The sequence below is a fragment of the Bartonella sp. AC62GZZY genome, assembly GCF_042196525.1.
Lineage (GTDB): Bacteria > Pseudomonadota > Alphaproteobacteria > Rhizobiales > Rhizobiaceae > Bartonella.
In genome coordinates this window covers 16,386-37,827 of record NZ_JBHIQN010000006.1, presented here as the reverse complement: position 1 = coordinate 37,827, position 21,442 = coordinate 16,386, and the positions used below count along the sequence as shown (strand labels likewise).

The window sequence follows — 21,442 nt, the reverse complement described above, 5'->3', positions numbered from 1 at the left end:
ATTTTCGTGAAATATTTCCCTAAGTATTTTATAAAACTTTAAAAAAAACGACCAACTCTTGAACAACAACGATAAAGCACAAACATATGAAGATACAAACTCCCCTTGATGCCCCTTCCATTGAATCATGGCAAAACCTTCAAAAAGATATTGCAGCAATATGCCAAGAGTTACAACGCCCTGTAGAAGAAATTGAACTTATCGCTGTTTCAAAAACTGTTTCTGCTATTGATATACGACCCCTTTTGCAAGCAGGACAATCTTTGTTTGCAGAAAACCGTGTACAAGAAGCAGTACAAAAATGGCCTGCTTTACGTCAACAATTTGAAAATATTAAACTTCATCTCATCGGCCCCCTACAGTCCAATAAAGCTGCTGAAGCTGTAAAGATTTTTGATGTCATTCAAACGGTTGATCGTGCAAAAATAGCCAAAGTTTTGATGGAGGAAATGCAAAAGCAAAAAAGGCATCTTCCCTGCTATGTTCAGGTTAACATTGGCTTAGAACCGCAAAAAAGTGGTATCGCACCACAAGAAGCTATATCTTTTGTCAACCAATGCAAAAACAACTATGGACTTGATATCATCGGACTTATGGGCATTCCCCCTGTCGATGAAAACCCCGGCCCCTATTTCGCGCTCTTAGCAAAATTAGCAAAACAAGCAGGTCTTCCAAAGCTTTCCATGGGTATGTCCAGTGACTTCAAAACCGCTCTACAGTTTGACTCTAACGTCCTTCGCATTGGCTCTGCTTTATTTGGAAAACGCCCTGTGTAAAGCAATTCCCTCTCATATAAATTCACTCCCCCTTCATATAAATTCCCATTGAAAATTCTACGAACAAGCCCAAAACAGCAGAAATGAGAAAAAATATTTCCTTCAATATCAATAAAAGAGCAATTTTAGCAAAAAAGATTCCAGTCCCTCTTTCATCCTGTTAGCAAAATAAGCAAAAAAGCTGGTCTTCTCAAATTTCTTACCGGCACATCCACAACACATACAATAGCTTCAAGATAGCGTTACAATTTGGCTCTCATATTCTCGCACATTAGCTCTACTTTACTCCCCTCTGACCGCCTCTCCAGCAAAAGCAACGTAAAAAATAAATCCTTATATAAAGGCAAAATGATAAGAGGGGCGTTGCGCATGAATGAAAAAACTGTCGCGAAATAAATAATTACAAAAGAATATTTAATAAGATCATCGCAATGATCTCCATTAAAAACCACGAATTCTCTTAACTTCCCCAACACGCGCACACAATTTCCCCATATGCCAATGGTGTAAAGTAGATAAAAAAAGCTTATGGCTGCATAATACAGTAACACAACTCTTTCATGTAAGCCACTTGAGCAAAATAAACATCTCAAATACCCAATAGAGCACCAAGAACCGCGCTAAACAACATGATAGCAATCTATAAGGTCAACGATAGCATAGAGACTTTCTATGCTCTACAAAGCGTAAAATACAGTCAATATCCGCCTGAAAAATAAAAGAACGAATCCCACGCATGTGCGCATAATACATGCAAGAAAAACAATAGCAACAAAGCAGATTTCAATAACGATATCTCTTTATATTTCTCGTAAACAAATAGAAAAACTTCAACTTTTCATATGCGCAATTTTTCTGATTTTAAACTTTAATTAAGGAAAAACAGGGAATATTTCTTATATTTTAAAATATTGTAAATAATATTATTATCTTCTTAAGAAGAAGATTTCATGTATACATATTATAGATATTATTTATACATTATTTTTATTTACATTTTTAAAATTTATATTTGATACTAATCTAAAGTGTGTGATAGCCATTTGAAATGTATCATTTTGATACTGTTTTAGACCTAGATAATTAAGGAGAATTAATATGTTTGGTTCATTCAACACATTCGGTCATATGGCGACAAAGCCTTCTTTTGGTCATTCGCACAATTCAAGACCTACTCATGGAAATGCATGTAGTCCTGGTGCTTTTATGTCTCACATGAATGCACGTGGCAGCGAAGTAGGATTTCCGGCAGGAGTAGTTGGTGCAATTCAAGGTGGTATAACTGGGGGACCAGTAGGTGCATTTACAGGTGGAATGGGAGCTTTGTCATTGGGATACATAGGAGGTGCTGCTTGGGGCTTTATAGAAAAAGGTCGTGAGTGTTGGTTCTAATTTATAGAGAATAGCGACAAAGATATCTCTGAAATTAATAGTTTTGTAAGTATACTTGAAAGAATATACCAAAGTTAAATATCTACATCTATGGATAAAATATTTTTCAGGGATATCTATTGCGGATCACCTCTTATAATCAGGATTTTGTTATAATGAATATTCTTTATGAAATCATAAGACTGTTTTGCATTCTCATTGTCGTTATCCCTATATATGCTATTGGTTTAAAAAAAATTGGTGGCTACAGTTGGAAACTATCTATAAAAATAGCCTCATTGTCAGTTATTGTGTTTTTTATTCTTGATAGTTTGTGTAGATATTTTGGTTTATATTAATATTTATTGGATGAGTTCCAAGTACACTGAAAAAATAATTTTCAGAGGTATCTATTGATATCACATACTATAACTAGGATTTTGTTATAATGGATATTCACTATGAAATTGTAAGAATGTTTTGCATGTTAATTATAATTACTCCTATAATTGCCATTTCTTTTAAAATATTCAATGGCGTAGGTTGGAGATTGTCTATTATAATGGCATTATCGTCATTTATTATGTTCTTTATTTCTAATTTTTTGCGTAGATATTTTGGTTTATATTAATATTTAGTAAATTTATTCTTTTAAAAAGCATTCTCATTCCCTCTCCTTTATAGGGGTATGTTTTTAATATCTTTATGCTTTTATAAAAAGCTCTATACCGCAATAGTCTTTGCCATATTTGAATATCCTAAAAGCATAAAATACTCTCTTAAAGACAAACGTATCAGATTTAAAAATTGACTATTCTAATCTTTGTCATTTAGTCTAACCTCATAATGAAAAGCTTTTGGGAAAACTCTGCCAAAATATAACCATACAAAAATACAGAGGCAGATTTTTCTAAACAATAAAATGAGGGAAACATGACCGAAAAAATTTATCCAATATCAGAAGAGATCAAAAAAAATACTTTACTCGATGAGGAAACTTATCAACAATGGTATCGAGAAAGCATCGATGATCCAGAAAGCTTCTGGGCAAAACATGGTCAACGCATTGAATGGTTTAAAGCTTTTACAAAAGTAAAAAACACTTCTTTTAACGGAGATGTATCGATTCAATGGTATGAAGATGGGATAACAAATGTAGCTTATAATTGCATTGATCGCCACCTGAAAACCCATGGAGACAAAATCGCGCTCATTTGGGAAGGGGATAATCCTTATCATGATAAAAAAATAACCTATAACGAACTTTATGAACACGTTTGTCGTTTTGCTAATCTTTTGAAAAGTCGTGGCATTAAGAAAGGCGATAAAGTAACCATTTATCTCCCCATGATACCCGAAGCAGCCTATGCCATGCTTGCCTGCGCCCGCATTGGAGCCATTCATTCGGTTATCTTTGCAGGCTTTTCTGCTGAAGCAATAGCAGGACGCCTTGTTGACTGTGAATCAACCTTTATGATTACCGCTGATCACGGCTTGCGTGGCGGCAAACGGATTAACTTAAAAGACAACGTTGACCATGCCATTGAGATAGCCGCGCGCCAAAATGTGCATGTGGACCAAGTCATGGTTATACGGCGAACTTGTGGCCCCATTCAATGGGTAGAGGGGCGTGATTTTTGGTACCACGAAGAGATAGCTCATACCCAAAGAGACTGTCCAGCAGAACCCATGAATGCTGAAGATCCACTTTTTATTCTTTATACTTCAGGCTCAACCGGCAAACCCAAAGGTGTTTTGCATACCACAGCAGGCTATCTTATTTTTGCCTCGATAACTCACCAATATGTTTTTGATTACCACCCCGATGAAGTTTACTGGTGCACAGCTGATATTGGTTGGATAACCGGTCATTCTTACTTGGTTTATGGACCTTTATGCAATGGTGCGACCACTTTAATGTTTGAAGGCACACCAACCTTTCCTGACAAAGGCAGATTCTGGGAAATTGTCGACAAGCATCAAGTCAATACACTCTATACCGCACCAACAGCTATCCGCGCCTTAATGGGAGCAGGAAATTCGTTTGTTGAACACTCAGACAGAACATCGTTGCGTCTTTTAGGCACAGTAGGAGAACCTATTAACCCAGAAGCATGGGAATGGTTTTATCATATAATTGGAAATGACCGTTGTCCGATTCTCGATACATGGTGGCAAACAGAAACAGGGGGGCATATGATCACGCCCCTGCCCGGTGCAACCCCCCTCAAAGCAGGATCGGCCACACGTCCTTTCTTTGGTGTTCAACCCCAAATTGTTGATGCCCAAGGCAATGTTTTAGAAGGTGAAGCAGAAGGCAATCTTTGTATCAGTGATTCATGGCCCGGACAAATGCGCACACTTTATAAGAATCATGAACGCTTTATTCAAACTTATTTTTCCTCCTATAAAGGAAAATATTTTTCAGGCGATAGCTGTAAGCGCGATAGTGACGGCTATTATTGGATCACAGGACGGGTTGATGACATACTCAATGTCTCGGGGCACAGGTTAGGAACCGCTGAAATTGAATCAGCCCTTGTTTCTCATCCCTCTGTATCAGAAGCAGCTATTGTGGGTTACCCGCATCCCATTAAAGGACAAGGAATTTATAGTTTTGTGACCCTCATGGAAGGAACAGCGCCAAGTGAAGAATTGCAAAAAGACCTTATCAAGCATGTGAGACAAGAAATAGGTTCTATTGCCATATTGGATAAAATTCAGTTTGCTCCGCAGCTTCCCAAAACACGATCAGGGAAAATTATGAGACGTATTTTACGAAAAATCGCTGAAAACGATTTTGATACTCTCGGAGATATTTCAACCCTTGCCGAACCACAAGTTGTTGAAGATCTGATTGCCAACCGACAAAACTAAAAAACACAACGAAATACAACATACGGTGGTTTTTGTTTTTTGCTAAAATTATCTCAGCATTATTACGAAAACCACCGAGGATAATAAAAAACAAAACAATTCATGAAAAGCTCAATCATTCTAACAACAAACGCTTTTCTTCATGAGAGGTAAGAAATAATTTAAGCCAAAACCTGAGGATTGGGATACGAACAAGAATAAGAAAGTAAGATAAAAAGAGCAATATAGCTTTTTAAAATCACCCAATGTCCACTCAGTGCAAAAAAACCTCTGAGTAAGAAGGAAAAATAGTTCTGATGTTTATGCTAGAATCACTTTGAAATTCCTGCTAAAATCATAAACAAAGCTAAAAAAAGAAAGTATAAGTGATAATATTCTTGAGCAAAAATATTTATCTATAACGAGGGTGTATAAAAAATATTAAAAACCATGAAATCTAAAATAAGCAAGCTTACAACAAAAATCTAAAGCAATGAAAGTAAGAGTTCTTAGAATAAATGATGCAATATAAAATCAGGAGTAATAATAAAAAGTGATTCATTTTGAAAATGTCGGCCTACGCTATGGAATGGGCCCTGAGGTCCTTCGTGATATTAGCTTTCATATTCCTCCTGGATCATTTCAATTTCTCACAGGTGCCTCTGGAGCAGGGAAAACGTCGCTGATGCGTCTTATGTTTTTGGCACTCAAACCCACCCGCGGTCATATTGATCTCTTTGGAACAGACACAGCATTGCTCAAACGACAAGAGCTCCCTGCGCTACGACAACGTATCGGTGTAGTTTTTCAAGATTTTCGTCTCCTTGATCACATGACCACTTATGAAAATGTTTCCTTGCCTTTACGCATAAAAGGACAAGAAGAAGCAACCTATCGCAGTGAAGTGGAAGATCTTCTCTGTTGGGTAGGTCTGGGAGATCACATTCATGTTTTACCACCGGTTCTTTCCGGCGGAGAAAAACAAAGGGTAGCCATTGCACGCGCGCTCATTGACCAGCCTGAAATCCTCCTTGCGGATGAACCAACAGGAAATGTCGATCCCCCCTTGGCAAAACGCCTACTCCGTTTGTTTATTGAATTAAATCGTTTTGGAACAGCTGTTATCATTGCCACCCATGATATTGCCTTAATGGAACAAGTTGCAGCACGGCGTATGCTTCTCCATAATGGACGGATGACGATTCATGAATAAGTCTTTCCCCATTTTTACAAGTAATAAAAAAAACACAACAGCGATTATTCCCAGTAGCAATATTTCTGGAAAAGCGCTGGTTGCAGTGATTGCAATTATGACATTTCTCTCAAGTCTCACCTTAATCGGTGTTGATTTAGTCCAACATGCCGCCCAAAATTGGAGTAATCAGATTAGCTATGAAGCAACAATACAAATACGCCCCGTTGACAATGTTGATATCAACAAAGCACTCCGTGATGCCGTACAATTGGTTAAAACATTTTCTGGTGTACAAGATGCAAAAATTGTTGACCAAAAAGCTACAGAAAAATTACTAGAGCCATGGCTTGGAACAGGCTTCAATATCAATGAACTTCCCCTTCCCCGCCTCATCATTGTGACTCTGAAAAGAGATGAAAAAATCAATTTTGCTGCCATCAATCATGCCATTAAAACTCAAATTCCAGGCGGTCAATTTGATGATCACCGTGTTTGGGTCCATCGTTTTGCGACCATGGCATACACCACGGTTTTTATCGGTTTTTCAATTTTAGCATTGGTTCTAGGCTCTCTAATCCTCACCATCATTTTTGCCACCCGCAATGCATTGGCAGAAAATACCCATATTATTAATGTGCTATATTTTCTTGGCACTGAAACCCTTTTCATTGCGCGTCAATTTGATTGGCATTTTTTTAAAACGGCACTGCGCGGTGCTTTATATGGTGGTTTCACAAGCATCTTTCTGTTTTCAGCCTTTTGTCTCTGGACAAATTATAACTTGGGAAGAGCAGAAGCCAGCCAAATAACGGCTTTATTAGGACATATTTCCATAAGTTCCGTTCCTTATGGCAAAATCACTCTGCTTATTATTTTCGTTTCTTTTCTCACCACCCTTACAAATCGCATGACTATTTTAGCGCAACTGAAAAAAATCGATCAATGTGAAAACGGTTTATTTTAATTTATGACTCACAACACTTTCAACTCATTGACGCAAAACAATTTAGAACGTCCTCTTCCAAAACGGCCCCACTATAATAGTTGGTCTCCATGGCTTTTATTTCGCTATTTTCCACCAACAACCCTTACTCTTGCAATCACTGTTTTCATTTTCTGGGGCGGTTTTATTATTTTTTCTGAAAAAACCGAACGACTTGTCCCCCCAACGCCTCTCCCCAAAGCGGATGCCATTATCGTGCTTACAGGCGGAGAAAACCGAATAGAGACAGGACTTCATCTCTTACAAAAGGGGCTTGGTTCACGACTCCTCATCAGTGGTGTAAACACCACAACCAACCTGAAGAGTTTCATGCATAACATGCATATTACCCCACGGCTTATCTCCTGTTGTATTGACATTGGGCATCAAGCGATTAACACCAGAGGAAACGCCGAAGAAAGCGCCGCTTGGATCAAAAAGCATCACTATAAAACCCTTTATATCGTCACCCATGATTACCATGTGTGGCGCTCGATGCGTGAACTTAAATATCTCATGCCTGATATCCATTTCATTGCTTATCCTGTGAAGAAGAGCAAAGCTGAAAGCACAATACAACAGATCAGGCAAGCCCGCATTCTCATATTCCAATATATTAAAACACTGCAAGTCTATATCAGAACCGCCTTCTGACCTTTATTCTTGTGACTTTAAACCTTGCCACCCTCTGACTGCTTTACCCTTCTCTCCATACCTTTCCACACGAATTACCGCCATAAAAGCACGCCAGAACTTCTCCCCATACAAAGCACAACGCCCCGATACACGTGTCACTGTCTTGCACATTCACCAAAAAACATCTCTTACATCCCAAACTTGATCTCACAACACGTGATCTATCTAATGCCATCCCCAATATAGAAGACAGCTCTTGTAAATAGAGCCCCTAGACAGCCATAGGATCTACAGACTTGTCATAAAAATCTATTTATACCACTGTCTTACCCTTCATAAAAAATGCAAACCGCCCCACCCTATATTTTGCCGCCTCTCAAGTATTACGATTGCTCTTAAACCTCTTGGGATGATTGGTAAGAGGCATACATTACGCCTTTCTTAAACACGAACATACCAACCTCATATGACATGCAAGGCAGTCATTTTAAAAGCCTAAAAGTAAGAAAATTTATGATCCTTAGAATTCTTGTTCAAGAGAGAGAACGTTAAACAGTCATTATAAATCAATATATTAAAAACAATCTCTTCATTCTACAAAGCGTCTTCATAAAAGCATTTTAGATCACAGATAGGAATAAGTTCAAAACGAACACTGCCACGAACATCCCACACTTTTTATAGCAATATACTTTGCATAAATCATTTCGCTCTCTAAGATCACTTTTTGTCTGGTTTCCTCCCCAAAAAAGAACGAAAATTTTTAAACTCTATCGATCTGTAAACAATAACAATCCAGATTCTTGTCTAACGCGTTCTCCCTGCTCACTTCAATATCAGAACACCTCAAAGGACAGATTTCATGAAAATTGTCATGTCCTCTCAACATCTCAAAGGACGATGATTCCTATCAGCAACGATTTGTAAACAATCCACTTTCTCTGGACAAGTTCCTCTCAGCGTCCCCATTTATATGGTTTACTCACATAAAGCTCGACAAGAAAACCCTGCCTGAGAATATTCATCACTGCCGCTAAAGCTCATGCGTCATAATTTTAGCGACCTCACTGCCTAAGGTGCTTTATCACATATAACATATTGATTTATAATGAAAATTTATTACGCTACAACTTGAATGAGAGCTCTCAATATCATCAGATTCTCTCATTTCAAATCTGCTCTCTATTGAATCAATCAAAACCATTTTCTTGCACATCACACAGGACTTGAACATCACAAAGGAAGAGAGCCTGCGCAGCGTAAAACTGTAAAAGAAAGACATGCCTCTTATGGACTTGTCTCAAGTGCCAAGGGCTGTCGCAATACCCACGAGCTGCTAAGGCGTGTAAGAGAGCCAGTTTGTGACAACTCAACACTTTTTTACCGCACAATGGATAATTTAACCTTTTCAGTTTCTCTCACTTCCAATTTTGGAAGGCTGCGCACAATTTTCATAGTTTCTAAACTTACCGTAATAACCCGCTGAAACAATTCCAATGGATAAGCTGGATTACCCACCGTTTCAACAGCATAGCGATTGGCATCATTAATAAGTCCGCTCGCTTTATCCGTTTTGACAACCTGCCGCTCCATAACCCATTCAAGAGCAGGCCTGCCATTGACCACATACTCATAAGCTTCAAGAGGAATATTCTGCATCGTGATATGCGCATTATAAACCACAGTGCTTTTATCAATAGCACCACGCTTACCAGCAAATTTCATCGCCTCAACACGATAAAAACTCTTCTCATCAGAAATCACCCAAGTTCTTGGATCACCCTGTTTATAGGTAACGGAATAGGGTTCAACCTCTTCATAATTCATATGCAAATTACCAAGCTTGCACCCCGCTGTCACAAAAGCCCAAAAATCCTCTACCTTTTTAACTGTTGGAATACGCGGCAATTGTTTAGATAAATTATGCGCATAACGAGCACGATAATCTTCAGAATGCAAAATCCCATAAACATAATAAAACAAATCATCCTTTGTTATCATTTCACCAGGATAAGCTGCCTTAAAATAAGCCAATCCTTCATCCGTAAGAGCATCACGCCGCTGCAGACCAGCTTTTTTGCTTTCCTCTACAAAATTTGCAAACAAATGAACCTGATTCTCCTCCTTTCTCAAGGATGCAATATCTTCATAAACATACCGTGGAAAACATTGACCAGTATCCATTGCATGAAGATTAGATAAATTCTTAGTCATTAGAACAGAAAATCCACTGCTTGCTCCAATTCCCGTAACTTGTATCACCTTATTTTCAGCCGCTTGTTCCAGAGGAAAAATACGTGGCATTTGTAAAACTCTATGGTTAAAAACACGATTGTAATAGAGCCACTGTTGTGTAAAAGGACGATAAAGGCTCTGAGTAATATACGTATCTTTAAATTTAAAAGCCTTTCCCCTTATTAATTCTTCTTTAAGGCTACTACTCCAACTAATCTTTCTAGAATCTGTATTGACAAAATCGTTCACAGCATTTGCACGTGCTTTGCGATCAGAATGTAGATACGCAGCATTAAAACGCTCTACTTCACTGTTATAAAAAGCAATCATATTGCTCATATTCTTTGCTAAAGCTTCACGACTTGAGTTATATGTCCAAGCATCACGACTAGTTTGTATACCGCCAGAAAAATTTTCAAAGAGCCTTTTATCACTGCCTTTCTTGTCACCTAAGGCTAGAAATTTTTCAAAATCATTATTGCGCTGATTCAGCCAATCGCCATGCTCATCAGGTGTAATCATCTGCCAGCTGTGTTCACGTGTGACACCACCAATACTCCCCAACCTCTGAAGTTCACGGAGCTTTTCTTTTGCTGTGAGATAATCTCCAATATCACGAAAATATATTTTCCCATGCTGTTGTGCATCTGGATTTTTAACCAAAATGGAAATCGCAATAGGTGCGCGAGACCCAGAACCAAAAATCTTTCCCCCCTCCTTTCGAGAGAGTTCTCCAGAAGTTCTTTGATTCCCCCGCAAATGGAAAATATAAAGGCTGCTAAATTCCTCGATTAAACATTTTCGTAAACCATCCGTAGAGTGACTACTGATAAAACCTGCATTTGTTACAAAGCCAATAACACCACAGTCTTTTATGCGATCACTTGCCCACCGAATGGCACGAATATAACTGTCATAAAGCCCATTAACATTGCTCGCTTTGGATTGAGCGGTATAGGTTTCACGAATGCGACGATCCAATTTAGGATAACCAATATTTTTCGCATTATCATTTTCACTTTTTTGCCCCGAAGAATAAGGGGGATTGCCAACAATAACACGAATATCCAGTTCCTTCTGGTGCGCCCGACGTGTACTGTTATCCACCAGCAAATCACTGATCAGGTCTTTTTCTTGCTCATAAAGCTGGAATGTATCGGTTAAACAAATTCCCTCAAAAGGAATATAATCGCCCCCCATCAGACCATGATAAGTTGTCTCAATATTAATGGCTGCAATATAATAGGCTAAAAGAACGATTTCATTGGCATGAATTTCATGACAAAATTTATGCTTCATCTCTTCTGGTTTTATCAAACCCGATTGTAAAAGCCGCGTGATAAAAGTACCCGTTCCAGTAAAAGGATCCATGATGTGCACACCCGATGAGCCAAGCGTTTGCCCAAATTCTTGCTCTAAGACATCATTGACAGAGTGCAAAATAAAATCCACAACCTCGACGGGGGTATAAACAATGCCTAGTTTTTCTACAGTGCGTGGAAAAGCGTAACGAAAAAACTTATCATAAAGCTCTACAATCAACCTCTGTTTTGCTTTTGGATCCGTAATGCCACTGGCTCGTAATTTTACACTTGCATAAAATTTCTCAAGATCTTTAGATTCCTTATCAAGATTCGCCTCATCAAGCACATCAAGCATACGCTGCATAGCACACGAGACAGGGTTCTCACGTGTGAACTGATACCCCTCAAATAACACCTGAAAGACAGGACGCGTAATAATATGCTGTGCCAACATCTCAATCGCATCAGCTTCTGTAACAGCATTATTTAAATCATCACGCAGTTCTGCCACAAACCTGTCAAAGGCTTGACGCGCCTCAGTATCTGGCTTTGCCAGAATACCTGTTAAGCGTGCAATATGATTCTTAGCAATTTCCGCAATATTGCTCGCCCAATCCTCCCAATAATCTCGTGTCCCACACTTTTTGACAATCTTTGCCATGATGGCACGCGAAATCTCATCCACAGGGAAAGCAAGCTCCCCTTGTTCATCTGTAAAAAGGACATCACGCTCCGCTGTACCAATGCCCAATCGTGCTGGTTGTGCGCGTAGTGGAAGATTGTCTACAACAGCCGTAATAGCCTTTAATTCAGTGCTCTGTGTGACACCAATAATCTCAATCACATTGCTAATATCTTGCCCGAGGGATGCCTTATTAATCGTTGCATCAAAACGATCATCATGTGCACGCAAAGCATTTAAAATTTGCCAGATAACCCGATATTTATCATTGTTGTTCAAAGCCTGTTCCGCTGGAGTATCAAGAGGAATACCAATTGGCAAAATGACATATCCCATCTTTTTACCCTCAGAGCGACGCATCACCCGCCCAACCGCTTGCACAACATCAATCTGGCTCTTGCGTGGATTTAAAAACATGATCGCATCAAGAGCCGGAACATCCACCCCCTCAGACAAACACCTTGCATTGGTTAAAATACGACAAATATCATCCCCACTATCAGCTTTCAGCCAATCAAGTAATGCACCACGATCCTTTGCATTGAAAGTGCCATCAACATGCTCAATTTCACACTTCAGAAAATGTTCATTTTCTGTATCCTCTTTCGTATAATCAAGATATTCTCTAACAACCGCAGAAAACTCATCACGAACGAGTTTAGAACTTTGAATAGTTTTACAAAACGCTAAAGCACGATGCATAGGATATGAATCCGTACCAACATCGGCCTTCATATTTTGTTTTGTCAAAGCCTTATAACAGCCAATAATCTTCGTTGCATCATCAAGAATAAGCTCAGAATCGCTATCACTAAGGCGCTTCTGAACAGCGGAACTGACCAATTTTTCGTCCATTGCTAAGACAATAACCTTATAATCTGTTAAAAGATCATTTTGTACTGCCCATGAAAAACCCCGATAAAAAAGTGTTTTACCAAAAAGCTTTTCATCATCCATCGAAGCAAGAACAGCATTAACTTCATTCGCGCGACTTTTTGCGTTATCACCAAAAATACGTGGTGTCGCTGTCATATAAAGGCGCTTCTTGGCGCGAATAACATCATTGGAATGCACCTTAACAAAATTGGATTCATCCTCTCCCACCAGCGTTGCCCCTGTTGTACGGTGCGCTTCATCACAAATGATAAGATCAAATGTTGGCAAACCATAGTTTTTCTGAGCATCAGCAATCACCTGAATGGATTGATAGGTTGCAAACACAACGGTCATCTTATCTGCAACACTCTTCCCCACCTGATCTGCAAGTTTAGCCGCATTAGTTGTCGCCGGAAAAGCAAGATCAAACACATCAATTTCAGCAACATCATCACTATTTTTACGACGCTTTCCCACTTGTGTATCAGAACAGACAGCAAAGGATCTCAATCCAATTCCTGCATCCGTTGTCCATTCACGCACCGTCTGTGACATCAGCGCCAAAGAAGGAACAAGAAACAAAACAAACTTGCCTTCACCTGCCAAATCCTCAGCAATTTTAAGACTGGTAAATGTCTTACCAGTCCCACAAGCCATAATGAGCTTACCCCGATCTGCTTGAGCAAGCCCAGCACGCACATCACGCAATGCCTCCAGCTGATGTGGACGCAGCTTCTTTTTATCCTCCAAAACAACTTTGCCCTGGGCTGCAAAAGTTTCCCAACGGATCGGACTTTGTTGTATATCGGAAAGATTAATCCGTATAACAGGAATATCCTGCCCCCGTATCATTATTTCAGCGTTATCACTCCAAGCACGTTCAGTACTATCTATAATAACACGCCGCTTGAACGGAGCTTTTCCTGATGCCGAAATAAAACTATCAATATCTGCTTTTCTAATTCGATATGCTGCATCATAAAATTTACATTGGATTGCTGCAAACCCCTCTTCATCACGCATCTTTGCCACAAGATCAATACCAGTATCCCGACCATCCCAACCATTTTCATGCGCCCAATCTTTAAAGGTTTGAACTTTTTCATAACACCCAAACTGAAGAGGATCATGTGTCAGATAAGCAAGAGCAAAACGCTCAAAATACGTTCCTTTATCTCGTTCGGTACGCGCTTGATCACGATAGGTCTGTAAAAGCGATTGCAGCGTCATGCTTCCACCCCAATGAAAAATACCTTCAACTATCGAATCTAAACCAATTCGTCAATGCCTCTTGTTCTACCCAAAAAACTTAAAAAAAGCTTAAAATTGCTTGATTTTAAAACATTTCTTCTATGTTTAATTAAACCAACAAGAGAAAATCTTTTGATCCTTTTGAGTATCCCCCAAATCATATGATGCATTTACTGATGTCTATATCCCTATGGAAATAAACGGTAAGGCGTGATGATTTTGAAAATATTTTTTGCCTTTTGTAAGAATACAAAATAAAGTGCACAATAATTTTAGGATTTAGCTTAAGAATGAGAGGGGGGAAATGGATACGACACCTGCGAACACACAAGACACCAAGGAAGAAACTCCACACACAAAACAGCGCATTTTACGAACGATCATGCATATAATTTCCCTATAATATGCAAAATATTAGTCGTGATATTCAAAATATTGATTTTTGAAATATTTCTTTGTCTTTTGTTCTTTCGTAGACTAATTATTCGCTTCTTATACTTTATAGCGGGTGGTTTTAGAATTCTTTTTTATCTGTATCGGACTTGTAGCAGGAGGAAGAATACCATACCAACTAGACATACCATTGCTCATCACTAGCGCCATTATGTTCTTTAGCAACATAACTGCAGCTTGGTATTACGATGTTCTCTTACTTCATCTCACACCTGCTGAATATGAGCTTATTCTTTTTCAATAAATGAAAGCCCCTTTCATTCATACATCATTCAACATAAGAAGCCATCCGCCTCTCAAACTTTTTGTCGTCCTCACCAAACTCATGAAATCAAACCCGCATCTCACGGTATTAGTTCTTAAGATCACGCCCCCTACCGAGTATCTGACGGCATCCTTACCCTAGAAACTCAAATGGCTTGTTTATCCTTCAGCTCCAAAATCATGAGATATGGCAGAAAAAAGCGATGCCTTAAACAAAATATTCTAAAGAAGCTAAGCTACTCGTATAAAGGAACAGAAAATGGCTGTATCTTAGATCACATTTTAAAACTTAAGCACGATCATAATTTATTTGCATAAACCTAAACACCTATAATTTGCACCACCCTCTGCAAAACTAGAAGTGAGAAATCCTCATAACCTCTTTTCCGAAAATCTTAAAAATACTAAACGAAACCTCTTAAACTGCTCAGCTATCTCGATACCAGTTCATTTTTTTGGAAGAACGGAGGTTTAAGCTGTTTTTGGCATCAACCTTCTTTTTTGTTCTTTTGTTTGTTAGCAGATATACTATTCATTTCCCCCGCCTCTTTTTAAATTAAATCTTAAGAATCGTCGCACCATATATTTCATTTGTCCTCCTCTTCACATTTCAGAAGAGGAGGATTTTTAACAAAATTCAGTCTGCAAGCAATCTCGTTTTAACGGGTTCCATTTAACTTCTCCTTAATAGGATTTACTTCCATAAGACTCGACAAGAAAGATTTAAAATATTCATCATGCATTCTCAAAACATTTAATGCCTCAAGAAGGCTTATATGCCTACCATATCTCACATGATATGGTGCGCTATAAAACGCTTACCTCTAGTGATACGCTCCACTTAATGAACAAAGCGTTTTCTAAAATAGAGCAGCAAATAATACTAAACTTTTCCCATTCATTTTTTGCTTCATAAACGCTTCATCTAAGTATAAAGCATCTCCACAAACATGCCCAAATTAATAAAGCTTAATCGCGTGAAAGAGCGACAACAGGGTCAAGCCGTGAAGCTTGCCGCGCTGGAGAAAAGCCAAAACATATTCCTATGAGGGTTGAAAAAGTAAGAGACATAATGATCGATTCAATAGTATAAACCAAATGGATAGGTGCCTTAAACAGAAGAAACAAGCCACCGATAGAAAGTCCAAGCAAGATTCCCAAACCACCACCAATCACACAAACCAAAATCGCCTCAATGAGAAATTGCTGTAAAATATCACTTTGTCGTGCACCAACTGCCATACGCACGCCGATTTCATTGATCCGCTCAGAAACAGTGACCAACATAATATTCATCACCCCTATACCCCCCACAACCAGGGAAATAGCTGCAATTGAAGAAATTAAAAGTGTTAAAATATTTGTACTCTCCATGATACGTTCACGGAAAAATTCAGAATTTCTAATGAAAAAATCCTCCCCGCCATGCCGCATAATGAGAAAACGTTTTATCATAGTCTCCGCTAAATGTGAATCAATATCATCAGCAATCCTAACGGTAATTGCACGAACTTCTGTTGTACCAAGAAAACGCGTCTGCACTGTTGTATAGGGTAAATAAAGCTGTAAGGTATTTGATGTATCTCCACTTGCATTATTTTGCGAATCAACAACACCAATAATACGCGCTGGAACATTACCCACATGCACCACCTTTCCAAGGGGGCTTTCATGGCTATGGGGGAAAAGAACAGACAACGCTTCTTTCTCGATCACGAGATCAACCGCCCGATCATGGACACTCTTGTGATCAAAAAACTGTCCTTTGAAAACTTTGAGCCCCTGTGTCTGAAAAAATTGTTCTCCCACCCCCGCAATGACAGCATTGACTTCAACTGCACCAAAACGTACTTTCGAGCTTGCTGAAATCTGTGGTGTTACACCAGAAACATAAGGTAATCCAGATAAAGCTTCTGCATCAGCTTCAACCAAACTGGTTATTTTTTCTGCTTGTGGATCAGAAAAACTTTTGCCAGGAAAAATGGTTAATGTATTAGCACCTAAACTTTTAAAATTTTCCAGAATTTTCTCTCGTGTACCATTCCCTAAAGCTACCATAGCAATAATCGCCCCAATACCGATAATCACCCCAAGCATTGTTAGAAAAGTCCGCATGCGATGTGCATTCATGGCCAACAAAGCCATCACAAACGCCTCACGGAATCGCTCAACAAAAGAACGAAAAAAGCCCAGTTTTTGTTGGCCTTTTAGATTTTGTTGTTCCTGAAGAGATTTTCTACCAACTTTTGTTTTTCCAACCCTTGACCGCTTATCAGCAATAATTTCCCCATCACTGATTTCGATAATACGCTCTGCTCTTTCAGCTACCTGCATATCATGGGTTACAATGATAATAGTACGCCCTTCTTGATGAAGTTCATCCAAAATATGCAATACTTCTTGCCCACTCTTTTTGTCCAATGCACCAGTTGGTTCATCTGCAAGAATGACCTCCGCATTATTCATGAGCGCCCGAGCAATAGAAACACGTTGTTGCTGACCACCAGAAAGCTGATTTGGACGATGATTTATCCGATCACCCATGCCCAAACGCGTTAAAAGATCCTGTGCCCGCTGTTTCCTTGCTTCCACAGCACATCCTGCATAAATAGCCGGAATTTCAACATTACCAAGAGCTGTCAACTCATTCAACAAATGGTAACGCTGAAAAATAAAACCAAAATGATTACGTCGCAAAGCCGACAATTCATCCGCAGAAAGGGAAGCTGTTTCTTTACCAGAGATCCAATAACGGCCAGAAGTTGGACGGTCAAGACAGCCTAAAATATTCATCAAGGTAGATTTACCTGAACCGGAAGCACCTACAATTGCCACCATTTCACCACGTTTAATGGTAAGATTGATGTTTTTCAAAACGGTAACAAACGCTTCGCCGGCAGGAAATTTGCGCACAATATTTTCCAAGACGAAGACGGCATCTGCTTGATTTGTGCTCATGCTTTAACTCTCGTCTTCGCTATGCATGTTAGAAGACTCTGGCATCACTCCATCAGACGAACTGGTGACGACGACATCACCCTCGTTAAGTCCTGAAACAATCTCTGCCATAACCTTATTATTCAACCCAACGCTCACCTGTTTAGTAACCACCTTATTTTCCCCCACTAAAACAGAAACCCATGCTTTACGCTCTCTTGTCTCATCGCGTAAAGCATCACTTGGAACCAACAAGACATTCTGCGCGCGCCCTAAGATAATATGAACTTGAGCAGTCATATAGGTTCGCAAAAAATTATCCGCATTATCAACATGTAGAATTCCATTGTAATAGATCGCCGATGATATTAAAGCACTAGAACCACTCACCATACCAGGATTAATACTCACATCAGCACGAATTGCTTCAGGAGCCGGCTCTACTTTTTCTAAAACGCCTTCATAACGACGCTGTGAATTACCTAAAACTGTAAAATAAAGTGGTTGTCCAGCTCGGACTTTAAGAATATCTGCTTCTGAGATTTGCGCCTTGATCGTCATCTTTGATAAATCACCCAAAATAACAATTGTTGGCGCCGACTGAACCGCATTCACATTCTGCCCTTCTTCCACAACTGTTGCCAAAACCGTTCCTGCTGAAGGGGCAGTGATGCGTGTATAACCTAAATTAACCTCTGCACTCTCCACATCAATTTGTGCTTGCACAATCTGTTGACGAAGTTGTTCAATTTGCGCCTCGCGTATTTTCACCTGTGTCGCAGCCTCATCGAGGTTCGCCCGTGAAATCGCTCGTGTTTCGATCATTTTTTTCTGACGCTCTAAATTTTTTTGTGCAAGAGAAAGATAGGCTTCTTGTTCTACCAAACTCGCATAATAATGCGATAATGCTGCTTTTTTTCTTTTTAAATCATTTTCCTGATCTGTAGGATCAATTTCTGCCAAGAGATCGCCTTCTTTCACAACACTCCCAGGGGAAACATGCATTGACACCACACGCCCTGTTGCTCGCGCACCAACAGCCACCAACCGGTAAGGACGTACAAGACCAGAAGCTAAAACACTTTCCTCAATATCCCCACGTTTCACCACCGCGGTTATATAAGTTGGAGTAGATGTTCCAAAAAAAACAGAACGTAACCATAACAACAAGAAAATGAGAAATATAGCAGTTAAAAAGAAGGAAAGTTTTTTGTGTTTTGTAATGAAATTTTTGAGTAAGTTTTTTTTCATTTCCCTACCTTTGCACGCGAACGAGGTGCATTATCAACGACTTCTGGACGCGATACATCAACAACGCCATCCCAGCCCCCCCCCAACGCTTTCATCAACGTGATATATTGCGTAACCAAAGAAACACGGCTATCTTTAAGCGCCATTTGTGCAGAATAATAAGAGCGATCAGCATTTAACAATTCAAGAAAACTAGTATTTCCATTCTCAAAAAGGCTCCGTGAAAGTTTTAAGGAATGAAGAGAAGCTTTATTCGCAACGATTAACTTTTCTAAGCGTTGATGTTCCTTCGTCAATCTTACAAGGGCATTTTCTACATCTTCTAAAGCCTCCAACACAGCAGCTCGATAAGTAATAAAAGCTTGATCACGCTGCGCGCGCGCTACCGCAATAGAAGCCTCGACCTGACCTCCATTAAAAAGAGGAAAACGAAGACCAGGTCCAAAAGACCAGCCAATCGTTGAATTTTTCCATAACTGATCAATTGCCGTTGCTGCTGTCGAAATATTACCTGTTAAAGTAAGTGATGGATAACGATCTGCTTCACGTTGACCAATCCGTGCTGTCGCTTGCGCATATTGACGCTCTGCCCGTCGTAAATCTGGACGTGTTAACAAAATATCGGCTGGAATTCCTGCTGGTATCGGCCAGCGTGGTTGTGGAATCTTTGCATGCTTAGCATTTTTTTGTAAAAGATCCTTCAATGCCGTAGGCACACGACCAGTTAAGACAGAAAGGCGATGAACGCTCATTGCTAAATTCGCTTCCATCTGTGATATATCTGCTTCTGTATTTGCCATTTGTGCTTGCGCATTTGAAACATCAAGCTCAGAAACATCACCAGCTGTTAATCTAGCGCGCATCAATTCATAAGTTTTACGTTGTGATACAGCAATTTGCCGCACAATAAACAACTTTTGTTGCCAACCACGCATTTGCACATAATTTGTTGCCACATCTCCTAGTAATGTCACCATGGTAGCGCGCATATCTTCCACAGCCGCATCAAGGCCATAACGCGCTGCTTCAACCGCACGTTTATGCCCACCAAAAAAATCAAGCTCCCAGCTTGCATCAAAACCACTACTATACTGGTTGAACAATGCATCAGACTGTCCAGAACGACTACGGGTTCCTGAAATTGAATTGGACACATTTGGCAAAAGAGTTCCCACAACCTGTCCTAAACCCGCACGCGCCTCACGTACCCGAGCTTTAGCAACAGCAACATTATTATTTCCAGAAATCGCGTAATCCATTAACGCATCTAGAACAGGATCATTCAAATGCCGCCACCATCCGGCAAGCGCAACGGACTGCCCTGCAGTCTGTGCAGATTTTTCTCCCCAAACTGCTGGAACACGAAAAGATGTTTTCTGGTAATTAGGACCAACCATACATCCTGACAAAAGCAAACACAACAAGACACTAAAAAATAATCCACGAGAAGCGCCCCATTTGAGATTTCTGATATACATCCAGTCTCCCGCATTCTTTCAGAATCATTATTTAATATTAATACTTTATTTACCTCTTATTTCAAACTTGACGTGAAAAATCAAATACAGTTTGCACAGGAATATGATCTGAAGGACGTTCCCATCCGCGCGCATCACGAAAAATCGAAAGATCTACAACAAAAGGGGCTAAATCTTGAGAAGACCAAACATGGTCAAGCCGCCGTCCATAATCGGTAAATGCCCAATCGCGAGCACGATAACTCCACCATGTGTAAAGCTTAGTAGGAACAGGAATATGCAACCGCATCAGATCAACCCATCCACCTTGACAACACAAATCCTGCAAACGCTCGGTTTCAATGGGAGTATGGCTTACAACCTTCAACAATTGTTGATGAGACCAAACATCCTCTGCCAAAGGAGCAATATTTAAATCGCCCACCAAAAGAGAAGAAAGACCATCGCCTTGGTCCGCACGAATGGAGGACATTTCTTCTAAAAAATCAAGCTTATGACGAAACTTTTCATTCACATCAGCATTAGGGATATCTCCCCCAGCAGGAACATAAAAATTATGAATCCGCAAGCTTCTCCCATGGGCTTCCACAATAACTGAGATATAACGGCAATCTTGGTTTTGACAAAAAAAACGTTTTTCTACCTTTTTAAAAGGCAAACGAGAAACAATAGCCACCCCATTATAAGATTTTTGTCCACTCAATGCGATATGCTTATAACCCGCTGCTTCAAAAGCCTCCACTGGAAATAAAGCATCTGGACATTTTGTTTCCTGTAGACACAATACATCTGCGGAAAAGAGTTCCAAATACTGAAAAACCTGTGCAAGACGCAAACGAATAGAATTAATATTCCAAGTCGCAATACGAAAGAACATTTGTTTTAATCCCAATGA

12 protein-coding genes are annotated in these 21,442 nt (G+C 39.6%); 6 read left to right on the top strand and 6 right to left on the bottom strand.

All coding sequences use genetic code 11. The features are described 5' to 3' along the window. The first annotated feature begins 86 nt into the window (after positions 1-86). The 6 genes from ACFIML_RS05350 (at position 87) to ACFIML_RS05325 (ending at position 7,834) form a co-directional block, all read left to right on the top strand. Positions 87-776 (top strand): YggS family pyridoxal phosphate-dependent enzyme, encoded by a 690-nt coding sequence (locus tag ACFIML_RS05350; RefSeq protein WP_375615016.1) that lies wholly within the window; start codon positions 87-89, stop codon positions 774-776. Positions 777-1,874: 1,098 nt separating this feature from the next. After that, positions 1,875-2,168 carry a hypothetical protein gene (locus ACFIML_RS05345; RefSeq protein ID WP_375606591.1) on the top strand — a complete coding sequence of 98 codons (294 nt, stop codon included), beginning with the start codon at positions 1,875-1,877 and terminating at the stop codon, positions 2,166-2,168. A gap of 912 nt (positions 2,169-3,080) precedes the next feature. Then, the gene (gene acs, locus ACFIML_RS05340) at positions 3,081-5,024 is read left to right on the top strand and encodes an acetate--CoA ligase (RefSeq protein WP_375606592.1); all 1,944 of its coding nucleotides are present in this window, start codon (positions 3,081-3,083) and stop codon (positions 5,022-5,024) included. 532 nt (positions 5,025-5,556) lie between these two features. Continuing rightward, the gene (ftsE, locus tag ACFIML_RS05335; RefSeq protein WP_273723097.1) at positions 5,557-6,216 is read left to right on the top strand and encodes a cell division ATP-binding protein FtsE; all 660 of its coding nucleotides are present in this window, start codon (positions 5,557-5,559) and stop codon (positions 6,214-6,216) included. Beyond that, positions 6,209-7,162, top strand: a complete 954-nt coding sequence (locus ACFIML_RS05330) for a cell division protein FtsX (protein WP_375606593.1) — start codon at positions 6,209-6,211, stop codon at positions 7,160-7,162. The genes ftsE and ACFIML_RS05330 overlap by 8 nt, the downstream gene beginning before the upstream one ends. A gap of 3 nt (positions 7,163-7,165) precedes the next feature. Next, a complete protein-coding gene (locus ACFIML_RS05325) occupies positions 7,166-7,834 on the top strand; it encodes a YdcF family protein (protein WP_375606594.1) in 669 nt (222 codons plus the stop codon). 3 nt (positions 7,835-7,837) lie between these two features. On the opposite strand, the gene ACFIML_RS05320 is transcribed toward ACFIML_RS05325, so the two are convergent. The 6 genes from ACFIML_RS05320 to ACFIML_RS05295 form a co-directional block, all read right to left on the bottom strand. Then, complete coding sequence (locus ACFIML_RS05320; RefSeq protein WP_375614523.1) at positions 7,838-7,975, bottom strand: hypothetical protein; 138 nt, start codon at positions 7,973-7,975, stop codon at positions 7,838-7,840. Positions 7,976-9,196: 1,221 nt separating this feature from the next. Further along, a complete protein-coding gene (locus ACFIML_RS05315) occupies positions 9,197-14,143 on the bottom strand; it encodes a DEAD/DEAH box helicase (protein ID WP_375687569.1) in 4,947 nt (1,648 codons plus the stop codon). 1,707 nt (positions 14,144-15,850) lie between these two features. Beyond that, a complete protein-coding gene (locus tag ACFIML_RS05310) occupies positions 15,851-17,839 on the bottom strand; it encodes a MacB family efflux pump subunit (protein ID WP_375606597.1) in 1,989 nt (662 codons plus the stop codon). Positions 17,840-17,842: 3 nt separating this feature from the next. Then, positions 17,843-19,069, bottom strand: coding sequence for an efflux RND transporter periplasmic adaptor subunit (locus ACFIML_RS05305; protein WP_375606598.1), 1,227 nt, complete (start codon positions 19,067-19,069; stop codon positions 17,843-17,845). Beyond that, positions 19,066-20,547: an efflux transporter outer membrane subunit gene (locus ACFIML_RS05300; RefSeq protein ID WP_375615012.1), complete on the bottom strand. Its 1,482-nt coding sequence runs from the start codon at positions 20,545-20,547 to the stop codon at positions 19,066-19,068. The genes ACFIML_RS05305 and ACFIML_RS05300 overlap by 4 nt, the downstream gene beginning before the upstream one ends. A gap of 61 nt (positions 20,548-20,608) precedes the next feature. Further along, the gene (locus ACFIML_RS05295) at positions 20,609-21,424 is read right to left on the bottom strand and encodes an exodeoxyribonuclease III (RefSeq protein WP_375606600.1); all 816 of its coding nucleotides are present in this window, start codon (positions 21,422-21,424) and stop codon (positions 20,609-20,611) included. Positions 21,425-21,442 lie beyond the last annotated feature (18 nt).

Coding starts and splice junctions, on each gene's coding strand:
- ACFIML_RS05350 (WP_375615016.1), top strand. CDS start 87: ATGAAGATACAAACTCCCCTTGATGCCCCTTCCATTGAATCATGGCAA.
- ACFIML_RS05345 (WP_375606591.1), top strand. CDS start 1,875: ATGTTTGGTTCATTCAACACATTCGGTCATATGGCGACAAAGCCTTCT.
- acs (WP_375606592.1), top strand. CDS start 3,081: ATGACCGAAAAAATTTATCCAATATCAGAAGAGATCAAAAAAAATACT.
- ACFIML_RS05330 (WP_375606593.1), top strand. CDS start 6,209: ATGAATAAGTCTTTCCCCATTTTTACAAGTAATAAAAAAAACACAACA.
- ACFIML_RS05325 (WP_375606594.1), top strand. CDS start 7,166: ATGACTCACAACACTTTCAACTCATTGACGCAAAACAATTTAGAACGT.
- ACFIML_RS05315 (WP_375687569.1), bottom strand. CDS start 14,143: ATGACGCTGCAATCGCTTTTACAGACCTATCGTGATCAAGCGCGTACC.
- ACFIML_RS05310 (WP_375606597.1), bottom strand. CDS start 17,839: ATGAGCACAAATCAAGCAGATGCCGTCTTCGTCTTGGAAAATATTGTG.
- ACFIML_RS05305 (WP_375606598.1), bottom strand. CDS start 19,069: ATGAAAAAAAACTTACTCAAAAATTTCATTACAAAACACAAAAAACTT.
- ACFIML_RS05300 (WP_375615012.1), bottom strand. CDS start 20,547: ATGTATATCAGAAATCTCAAATGGGGCGCTTCTCGTGGATTATTTTTT.
- ACFIML_RS05295 (WP_375606600.1), bottom strand. CDS start 21,424: ATGTTCTTTCGTATTGCGACTTGGAATATTAATTCTATTCGTTTGCGT.